The organism is Hydrogenophaga bisanensis, from assembly GCF_042665135.1.
GTDB classification, from domain to species: Bacteria; Pseudomonadota; Gammaproteobacteria; order Burkholderiales; family Burkholderiaceae_C; genus Hydrogenophaga; species Hydrogenophaga bisanensis.
The window spans coordinates 189465-198218 of sequence record NZ_JBHTBX010000008.1; the positions used below are offsets into that span (position 1 = coordinate 189465).

The following is an 8754-nucleotide window of genomic DNA, read 5'->3' on the forward strand; positions in this document are numbered from 1 at the left end:
ACATAAATACAATTTCTTTGTTTTCATGAAACTTATAGATTTGAATCTATGTTTCTGGAGTGCCGTCCATGCCATCGCCCATCAAGCGCCTGATGCGCATTTCGCCGCAGCAGCTGCGCGCCTTCGAGGCCACGGCGCGGCTGATGTCGATCACCCGTGCCGCCCGCGAACTGCACGTCAGCCAGCCCACCATCAGTGTGCAGCTCAGGCAGGTCGCCGAGCTGATCGGTGAACCCCTGTTCGAGCCGGTCGGCCGCGGCATCCGCCTGACCCTGGCCGGCGAAGCCCTGGTCGAGGCGGTGGGTGAAATCAGCGCCACCTGGCAGCGTTTCGAAGGTCGCCTCTCGGATCTGCGGGGGCTGGTCAGGGGCCGGCTGCGCATCGCCGCGGTCACGACGGCCGAGTACTTCGTGCCCGACCTGCTGGGGCCTTTCGGTGCCCTGCATCCCGGCATCGACATCGAGCTGGCGGTCGAGAACCGTGACCGTGTGATTGCCCGGCTGCACCAGCAGGTCGATGACCTGGCGGTGATGATGCTGCCGCCCGACGACCTGCCCCTGCAGAGCCTGCCCTTCATGGACAACCCGCTGGTCGTGATCGGCCCGGCGCAGCACCGGCTGGCCAGACTCGGACATCCGGTGCCCCTGGAGGAACTGACCGGGGAACGCTGGCTGATGCGCGAACCGGGCAGCGGCACGCGCTGGGTGGCCGAAAAACACTTCGCGTCGCACGGCTTCACACCCCGACTGGCCATGAGCCTGGGCAGCAACGAAGCCCTCAAACATGCCGTGGGCGCGGGCCTGGGCATCGGTGTCATCTCGGCGCTGGCGATCGGCCCGGTCGGCCCATCCGGCCGAGCCCACCGGCACTCGCCCTGGGTCCGCCTCCCGGTGGAGGGTTTTCCGATCCTGCGCCAATGGTCGCTGGTCTGGCGCACCGATGTGCCCTTGTCGCCCCCGGCGCGGCAGTTCGTGAGCTATCTCGAACACCAGGGCAAACCGTCATCAAAAGCAGCCGGCCCCATGCAATAGCCCGCAGCCCGGTCCCTGTTTCACGCCTGTGGAATCATGGCGGCTGTTCGCCAGACATCACAGATGACACCCCGCTACCAAGGCCAGATGATCGCCCTGCTGACCCAGCACGGCAAGGAGAAGGTCATCGCACCGGTTCTGGAGCCCGCCCTGGGCTGCCAGGTGGTTCGTGTCGAGGGTTTCGACACCGACAGCCTGGGGACCTTCACCCGCGATATGGCCCGCGTCGGCAGCCAGCTGGACGCCGCCCGGCGCAAGGCACAGGTGGGGATGGAACTGTCGGGCTGCCCGGTGGGCCTGGCCAGCGAAGGCAGCTTCGGTCCGGACCCGTTCACCGGCATGTTTTCCTGGAACATCGAACTGCTGGTGCTGATCGACCGCCGGCTCGGCATCGAGATCACCGGCATGGCACAGGGCCCCGGCAAGTCCGCCCACCTGCTGACCGGGGACTGGTCTGCCCTGGAAGCGTTCGCCATGCGCGAGGGGTTCCCGGCGCACCAGCTGGTGCTGAGGCCCGCTCATGAGGACGATCCCCGCGTGTTCAAAGGCATCAGCGACTGGCAGAGCCTGAGATCCCGCTTCGATGAGTGTCTGGCGCTGTCGGCCAATGGTCAGGTCTTCACCGAACTGGACCTGCGCGCGTTCGCCAACCCGAGTCGCATGCAGCGCATCGGGGAAGCGGCCAGTGACCTGCTGCGGCGCCTGGCGTTCCCCTGCCCAGCCTGCGATGCCCCGGGCTACGCGGTGGTGGCCCGCGAACCCGGTCTGCCCTGCGCGGCCTGCGCCACGCCCACCTCGGCTCACCGGGCCGAGCGATGGCAATGCGTGCGCTGTACCCATGCCCAGGTCGTGCCACGCACCGACCTGATCCATGCCGATCCCCAACACTGCCCCCGATGCAACCCATGAACGCCACCCCCACAAGACGCGTGCTGCTGGCCGGCGCCACCGGCCTGGTCGGCGGCCATCTGCTGCAGCAACTGCTGGCGGACCCGGGGGTGAGCGAAGTGCATGTCGTGGGACGGCGCGCACCTGCCATCCGGCACCCGATGCTGAAGGTTCATGTGGTGGACTTCCGGCGGCTGCCCGCGCTGCCGGCGGTGGACGAGGTCTACCTGGCGCTGGGCACCACGATTCGCCAGGCGGGCAGCCAGGCGGCGTTCCGGGCCATCGATCTGGAGGCCAACCTGGCGGTCGCACGTGCCGCGGCCGCGGCCGGCGCGCGACGGGTGGGTCTGGTCAGCGCGGCGGGGGCCAATGCCCGCTCGACGGTTTTCTACAGCCGCGTCAAGGGCGAACTGGAACAGGCGCTGGCTGAGCTGAATCTCGACACCCTGGTGATCGCCCGTCCCTCCTTGTTGCTGGGGGATCGCGATGGCCTGGGACAGCCACCCCGTCTGGGCGAACGCCTGGCCATGCCGCTGGCCCGCCTGCTGGCGCCCGTGCTGCCCGGCGCCTGGCGGCCGGTGCAGGCCCGCGACGTGGCCCGGGCACTGGCCGTCACCACGCCCCGGGCGCGTGGCACCGCCCTGCTGTCGTCAGGCGAGCTGATCCGCGCCGCGGCCGGTCACTGATCCCGGCCGTCTGCCGCACTCACCGACGGCAAGGGGTGGTGTTCGATCCGCCCCGCCCTGGCCGAAAAGCGGGTCAGGGCATCGAGCGTCTCCACCTCGACCTGCGCACGCCGACCACCATAGACGTTGGCCCCGAGCCAGGCCAGTTCTTCCTCCAGCGCCTCGGCGCTGTCCAGGTGGGTGAACCAGACCCGCGCCTCGGCATCCCAGCGATAGCCCCGTGCCTTGAGCCGATCCTTGCCCTCAAACGGTGCGCCGGTGGCCCTGAGCCGGTAGCTCGGACGGCCCATCGCCTCGATCAGGCGGCTCAGACCGGTGCCCGACCCCTGGGCGTCCGGACTGGCCAGCACCTGCAGCAGCGCATGGCAGTCGACCAGGGCGCGGTGGGCGTCGTAGAACCAGCCTCGGTCCTGGGCCAGGGCACTGAGTTTGGCCGACTCGGCACCCCTGGCCTTCCAGTCGATGTCCATGAAAGAGCAGGCCCACGGTTTGGCCACAAACGCCGCAAAGCGCGCCTCGACAAAGGGCCGGTCAAAGCCGGCGTTGTGGGCCACGATCAGGTCGGCCCGCGCCACCATGGCCTGGACCTGTTCGTCATCCAGGCGCTGGCCACGCACCATCTCATCGGTGATGCCCGTGACCTGCCGGGCCACCTCCGGAATGGGCATGCCAGGATCCTCGAAGCCTTCAAAGGTATCCAGCACGCCAAAGGGTTGCCCGGACCCGGTGTCCACCGACACCAGCAACATGGCCAGCTCGATGATCCGGTCCGTGGTCTGCGACAGACCCGTGGTTTCCGTGTCCAGAATCAGGATCCGCAGGGCCGGTGACGGCTGCCCAACAGCCGACGGGCTCGCCGGCAATGGCCCGAAGTCCATGATCGGCAGCAGACGCCTGAGGACCCGGTAGTCGGGGTGCGCCTCCAGGCGCTGCGCCAAGTCTTCCAGGCTCAGCGCGGTTGCTGGCTCCTGCCCAGCCACCAGGGCGGGCTTCTCGTCGGGGGTCTCGAATGCAAAACTCAGTTGGCTCATGCAGCAGGCCAGTCAGGCGGCGTAAAACCTCTACTGTATGAGGATCCTGTTCAGCAGACTCACGGGGCATGAAAACAACTGGGAGGCACCACCCGGTTGGCGATGTCAGACCAGGGCATCGAAGGGCATCCAGCCCATCCTGACGAGCGGAATTGCCTCATCATGACGGCGGATGTACGGTGCCATGCACGGGCACCTCATGTCTGCCCGTTCATCCAAGGAGCACATGATGACCAGGCACCAGGACAGCACCGACAAGGACAAATCCCATGAGGGCAAGGTAGCCAACGACACCAACAAGACAGGGGAGAGGAACGCAACCCAACTGAACCAGGGGCACCGAACACCCGAGAGTCGAAGCGACCGTGAGTCCCATGTGGGTGGCAGCAACCAATCCCAGAGTCGCCGAGGGTCCTTCAGCGGCAACCACAGCCGTTGAAGTGAAACCCATGACCGACACCACACTCATTGCCGGACCGCATGGTCTTGTGTATGGGTCACACCAAGAACCTGATCGCGCACCAGCCGGCCATCCACGAGCTCAAGCACCCTGTCGCAGCGCGCGGCCAGGCGTGGGTCGTGCGTCACCACCAGGAACGAGGTGTTCAGTTCCGCGTGCATGCGGCGCATGAGTGCGAACACCTCGTCCGACGAAGCGGTATCCAGGTTGCCCGTGGGTTCGTCGGCCAGCACCATCGGTGGCTCCAGCACCATGGCCCTGGCAATGGCCACGCGTTGCTGCATGCCGCCGGACAACTCGCCCGGACGCTTGCCCATGGCGTGCGCCAGGCCGACAGCGTCCAGAATGGCCCGGGCGCGCTCCAGCTGTCGGGGCGTCACTCGCCCCTCCCGCATCAGGGCGGGCAAGGTCACGTTCTCCAGCGCGGTGAACGCCGGCAGCAGGTGGTGGAACTGGAACACGAAGCCCAGCTTGATCCGGCGTTGCAGCGTGAGCGCCTCGTCGTCGATGCCCACCATTTCTTCGCCGTCGATCCGGTAACTGCCCGAGGTCATGCGCTCGAGCAGGCCCAGGATGTTCAGCAAGGTGCTTTTGCCCGAGCCGGAGGGACCGATGAGGGCCACCATCTCGCCCCGGGCAATGCTGAACGACACCCCATGCAACACCTCGGTCTCGTTGGGCTGCCCCACGTTGTAGCGCTTGCAGACATCGGCAAGCTCCAGCAGCGCCGGCGTGCGGTTGGCGACAGACGAAGAAGTCATAGCCGTATCGCCTGCGCCGGGTCCAGGCGGGCCGCGCGGCGCGCCGGCGCCACGGCGGCCAGCAAGCCACAGACGGTGGCCAGGCCGGCAATGCGCAAGGCCAGCCCCGCTTCCAACGCAATGTTGAACAGGGGCAGGCCGTCCGAGCCCCTGACGAAGTGGGTGAACAGCCAGATCAGCACGACGGCCAGCAACACCCCCAGCGCCGAGCCCAGCGCCCCCACGATGACGCCCTGCAGCAGGAAGACACGCAGCACCTGGTTCCGGGTCGCGCCCATGGCCCGCAGGATGCCGATCTCCCGCTGCTTCTGCACCACCGACACCACCAGCACGCTGGCAATGCCCAGCACCACCACGACCATCACCACCCCGCGGATGACGGATGTGCTCACCGATTGCGCGTTCAGTGCCGACACCAGCTGGGCATTCGCCTGCTGCCAGCTCTCGGCCTTGTAGGGCCACCGGGCAGCCAGCTCGTCCGCCAGCGCCTGCGCGGCCCAGATGTCCACCAGGGTGAGATCCAGACCCGTGGCGCTGCCGGGCAGGCCCACCAGGCTCTGGGCGGTGCGCAGGGGCACGATGACCGTTCGCCGGTTGAGGTCCCTCACCCCCAGATCCACCAGGGCCGTGATCCGCAGGGAGTCTTCGACACCGTCCGTCACGATGCCGATCCGATCCCCGACCTGCACCCCCAGGTCCTGCGCCAGTTCGCGGCCAATGATGCCTTCGCCGGGTCCCAGCCGCGCGGTGCCTGCCACGATCTTCGAGCGCAGCTTCACGATGCGGTCGTATCGCTCCAGTTCGACACCCATCAGGGCAATCGCCTTGGAGGCTTCGCCACGCACCGCCAGACCGGCCGCCGACACCATGGGTGAGACCGCAGCGACCTGCGGCAAGGCTTCGAGTTCGGGCAGGAGGCGCTGCCAGTTGTCGATGGACCGCGGGCGCTGCGCCCGCGCCTGCGTCTGATCCAGCTGGATCACGTCGGTCCCGGGCGGCGTGGGCGACACCAGCACCCGCTCTTCCGGCGGACTCAAGGTGACATGGGCCTGGGAGCCCAGGGTCTTCTCGATCGTGTTGCGCTGCAGACCCGAGATCAGGGCCGAGATGTACGCGACCACCGCCACGCCCGCCGCCACCCCCACGATGATGAGCAGGGTCTGCATTCTTCCTTCACGCAGGAAGCGGACCGCCACCAGGCTTTCAAATCCAAGCAACATGAATGACCTCAGCGTCCCATGGCGTTGGTCATGGCGGGACCGGCATTGTCGCTGCTGGACCCTTGCGCCGAAGGTGCGCGTGCGCTGGTCACGGCACGCACGCGGGCTCCCGGACCAGGTGCCGGTCCGACCAGCACGGTCTCACCCGCCTCCAGGCCCTCGGTCACCTCGACCGATGCCAGGGTCCGCAAGCCCAGACGCACCACCCGAGCCTCGACGCGGCCATCGCGCGCCACCCACACCGTCGGCGCGGCGTCGCCCTCGCCCCGCAGCGCATTCAGGGGCAACACCAGCGCCTGCTCGCGCCGCGCGGTCTCGACCTCGACGGACACGGTCATGTCCTCGCGCAGGAAGTCGGGCACGGGGTCCGGCAAGGAGAACTTGACCTCGACCGCGCCGCGCTGGGCGTCCACCAGCGGGGCAATCGACAGCACCTGCGCCTTGAACACTTGCGTCGGGTATGCGTCGGCCAGCACATTCGCCGGTTGCCCGGGCGCCAGCTGCTCAAGATACCGCTCATCCACTTGCGCCACCAGCTGCAGCGGGCCGGACAGCGCCAGGGTCAACAGGGCGCGGCCCGGTTGAACGATCTGCCCGGGCTCCACCGCGCGCGAAAGCACGCGTGCCTGGGCTGGGGCTGCAATCTCCGTCTCCTTCAGGCGCACCTGCGCGGAACGGCGGGCGGCCGTGGCCAACGCCAGCTGGGCCTGTGCCTGCGCCACATCGGTTCCGGTCTCCGCATTCGCATCGCGTTGCGCACGCGCAGCATCCAGCTGGGCCTGCGCCACGGCCACGGCACGGCGGGCCTCATCCAGGCGGGACTGACTGAGGAAACCCTGCCCCACCAGCCCCTGTGTGCGGTTCAGATCGGCCCGGGCCGCCACCAGCACGGATTCCGCCTGCGTCACGTTCGCCTGTGCGGCCAGCCGGCCGGTGCTGCGCAGACCGTCCAGCCGCGCCTGGGCCTGCCGTTCATTGGCCTCGGCCTGTGCCAGGGCGGCCTGCAGTTCCCGCCCGTCCAGACGGATCAGCACGTCTGCGGCAGCCACCTGGGCGCCCTCGTTCACCACCACCTCACTGACCCGGCCCGTCAAGGTGCTGCCGACCTCGACGCGTGAGAGGGTGGTCACGCGCGCGGCGAACTGCAGGGTCCGCACCAGCGGCTTCATACTGACTTGGATGGACGGTGCCTGTGGCGCACGCCAGCCCCACCAAGCCAACAGAACCAGTGACAGCGCAACGAGCACTGCGCCCAGGGACAAGAAGAGAGATCGCCGCGACATGCCCTATTCTGGCTCAGACAGACGGCGGCACACCGACCCTCAGGACTGGCCGCAAGAAGCACAAGGGTTTCGCAGCGCCTTGGCCGAATTTGCGGGTCCTGGCCTGGATGCGCCGCGTCCGGATCGGGAAGGTGCTCTGCCAGCCCGGAGCCGCCAGGCACTTTCACCTGCGTGTCCGGGTGGCCCTCGGTTGACGATGCGGTCGCTCAGAACCGCAGGTCAGGCGAAGGCGTGGGATCCACGCCCTGCGCTTGAGCCGCCTCTTGCTCCACGCGAAGCGCACGCAGGAAGGCCGGACGATCCTGCAACCGTTGCCAATACGCGGCAACCGCCGGTGTGAACTGGGCATCCAGCCCCAGGTGGCGCGCCAGCAGCAATGCGTACCCCACAGCCACATCAGCGGCGGTGAAACGGCCCGCACACAGGTAGTCGTTGTGCTGTACAGCGGCGTCCACGGCGCGCAACCGGGCCAGAAACCACCGCGCATAGTCGGAAGCCACCTGGGGTTGTTGTCGCTCGGGTGGTTCGAAATGGGTGTACCGCAGCACCAGCGTCTGCGGAAAGGTCAGCGTGGCGTCGCTCATGTGCAGCCAGTTCAGGTAGGCGCCATAGGTCGACTCGTGAACGGGCACGTCCAGCACGCCCGGGCTGTGGCGCGCGGCCAGGTAATGACACATCGCCGCCGATTCGGTCATTCGCGTGGCGCCGTCTTCCAGCAGGGGCACCGTTCCCAGCGGGTTCAGATCCAGGTAGGACCGGGCGTGCATGCGGGGCGGGAACGGGAGCATGCGCAGCTCGTAGGGCAGCCCGAGTTCCTCCAGCATCCACAGGGGACGCAAGGACCGGGCGCTGACGCAGTGGGACAGAACGATCATGGAAGGATGGGTCATCAATGGCGAGCCTCATGGCCGTGACCCAAGCATGCCATACCAGTGGCATCGCCATCTCTGTTCCATCTCTGTGGCCAGAGCCGCGCTGATGGCCTGACCCCAAACGCCCAACCGGACCAGCCCCCGCCCGCTCAGAGGTCTTGCAGTGCGGCCCGCAGATGTTGCTGGAAAAGCCCGGCGTCCGCCAGTGCCTGGGCATTGAGCAGGGCGAGCTTGACGAGGAAGAGCTCGGTCTTGTCGGGACCGGCCTGGTCGATGGCCTGGGCCAGCGCGTCGTAGACGGTCTCCAGCCCTTCGATCGGCAGCGTCGCGGGTGTGTTCATGGTGGTCATCCTGGTCGGCGGGTGGTTCACTGGGGCAGCGCGGCGGACAGGGCAGCCTGCAGGCGGTGGGCATCGAGCGTGAGCCAGCGCGCGCACACGTGCTGGTCCGGACGCAGCAGGTAGGCCGCGCCGCTGGCGCGCACCCCGTAGCGGGCCCGGAAGTGCCCGTCGGCATCGGCAA

Annotated in this window: 9 protein-coding genes; 3 read left to right on the plus strand and 6 right to left on the minus strand. The window is 67.9% G+C overall.

Annotated elements, in window-relative coordinates; all coding sequences use genetic code 11:
- The first annotated feature begins 68 nt into the window (after positions 1-68).
- The 3 genes from ACFQNJ_RS13525 (at position 69) to ACFQNJ_RS13535 (ending at position 2605) form a co-directional block, all read left to right on the plus strand.
- Complete coding sequence (locus tag ACFQNJ_RS13525) at positions 69-1031, plus strand: LysR family transcriptional regulator (RefSeq protein WP_382258350.1); 963 nt, start codon at positions 69-71, stop codon at positions 1029-1031.
- Positions 1032-1094: 63 nt separating this feature from the next.
- On the plus strand, positions 1095-1940 hold the full coding sequence (locus ACFQNJ_RS13530; RefSeq protein ID WP_382258353.1) for a DUF6671 family protein: 846 nt from the start codon (positions 1095-1097) through the stop codon (positions 1938-1940).
- The gene (locus ACFQNJ_RS13535; RefSeq protein WP_382258356.1) at positions 1937-2605 is read left to right on the plus strand and encodes an NAD-dependent epimerase/dehydratase family protein; all 669 of its coding nucleotides are present in this window, start codon (positions 1937-1939) and stop codon (positions 2603-2605) included. Before ACFQNJ_RS13530 ends, ACFQNJ_RS13535 begins: the two co-directional genes overlap by 4 nt.
- Here the strand turns inward: ACFQNJ_RS13535 and ACFQNJ_RS13540 are convergent.
- The 6 genes from ACFQNJ_RS13540 to ACFQNJ_RS13565 all read right to left on the minus strand — a co-directional run bounded on the left by ACFQNJ_RS13540 (position 2599) and on the right by ACFQNJ_RS13565 (position 8573).
- Positions 2599-3636, minus strand: coding sequence for a 3'-5' exonuclease (locus ACFQNJ_RS13540; protein ID WP_382258359.1), 1038 nt, complete (start codon positions 3634-3636; stop codon positions 2599-2601). The two genes, ACFQNJ_RS13535 and ACFQNJ_RS13540, sit on opposite strands and share 7 nt — an antisense overlap.
- A 465-nt stretch (positions 3637-4101) precedes the next feature.
- Complete coding sequence (locus tag ACFQNJ_RS13545; protein WP_382258362.1) at positions 4102-4857, minus strand: ABC transporter ATP-binding protein; 756 nt, start codon at positions 4855-4857, stop codon at positions 4102-4104.
- Positions 4854-6077, minus strand: coding sequence for an ABC transporter permease (locus ACFQNJ_RS13550; protein ID WP_382258365.1), 1224 nt, complete (start codon positions 6075-6077; stop codon positions 4854-4856). Before ACFQNJ_RS13550 ends, ACFQNJ_RS13545 begins: the two co-directional genes overlap by 4 nt.
- Positions 6078-6085: 8 nt before the next feature.
- The gene (locus ACFQNJ_RS13555; RefSeq protein WP_382258368.1) at positions 6086-7246 is read right to left on the minus strand and encodes an efflux RND transporter periplasmic adaptor subunit; all 1161 of its coding nucleotides are present in this window, start codon (positions 7244-7246) and stop codon (positions 6086-6088) included.
- Between the two features lie 320 nt (positions 7247-7566).
- On the minus strand, positions 7567-8235 hold the full coding sequence (locus ACFQNJ_RS13560) for a glutathione S-transferase family protein (RefSeq protein ID WP_382258371.1): 669 nt from the start codon (positions 8233-8235) through the stop codon (positions 7567-7569).
- Positions 8236-8381: 146 nt separating this feature from the next.
- The gene (locus ACFQNJ_RS13565) at positions 8382-8573 is read right to left on the minus strand and encodes a DUF2783 domain-containing protein (protein WP_382258374.1); all 192 of its coding nucleotides are present in this window, start codon (positions 8571-8573) and stop codon (positions 8382-8384) included.
- Positions 8574-8754 lie beyond the last annotated feature (181 nt).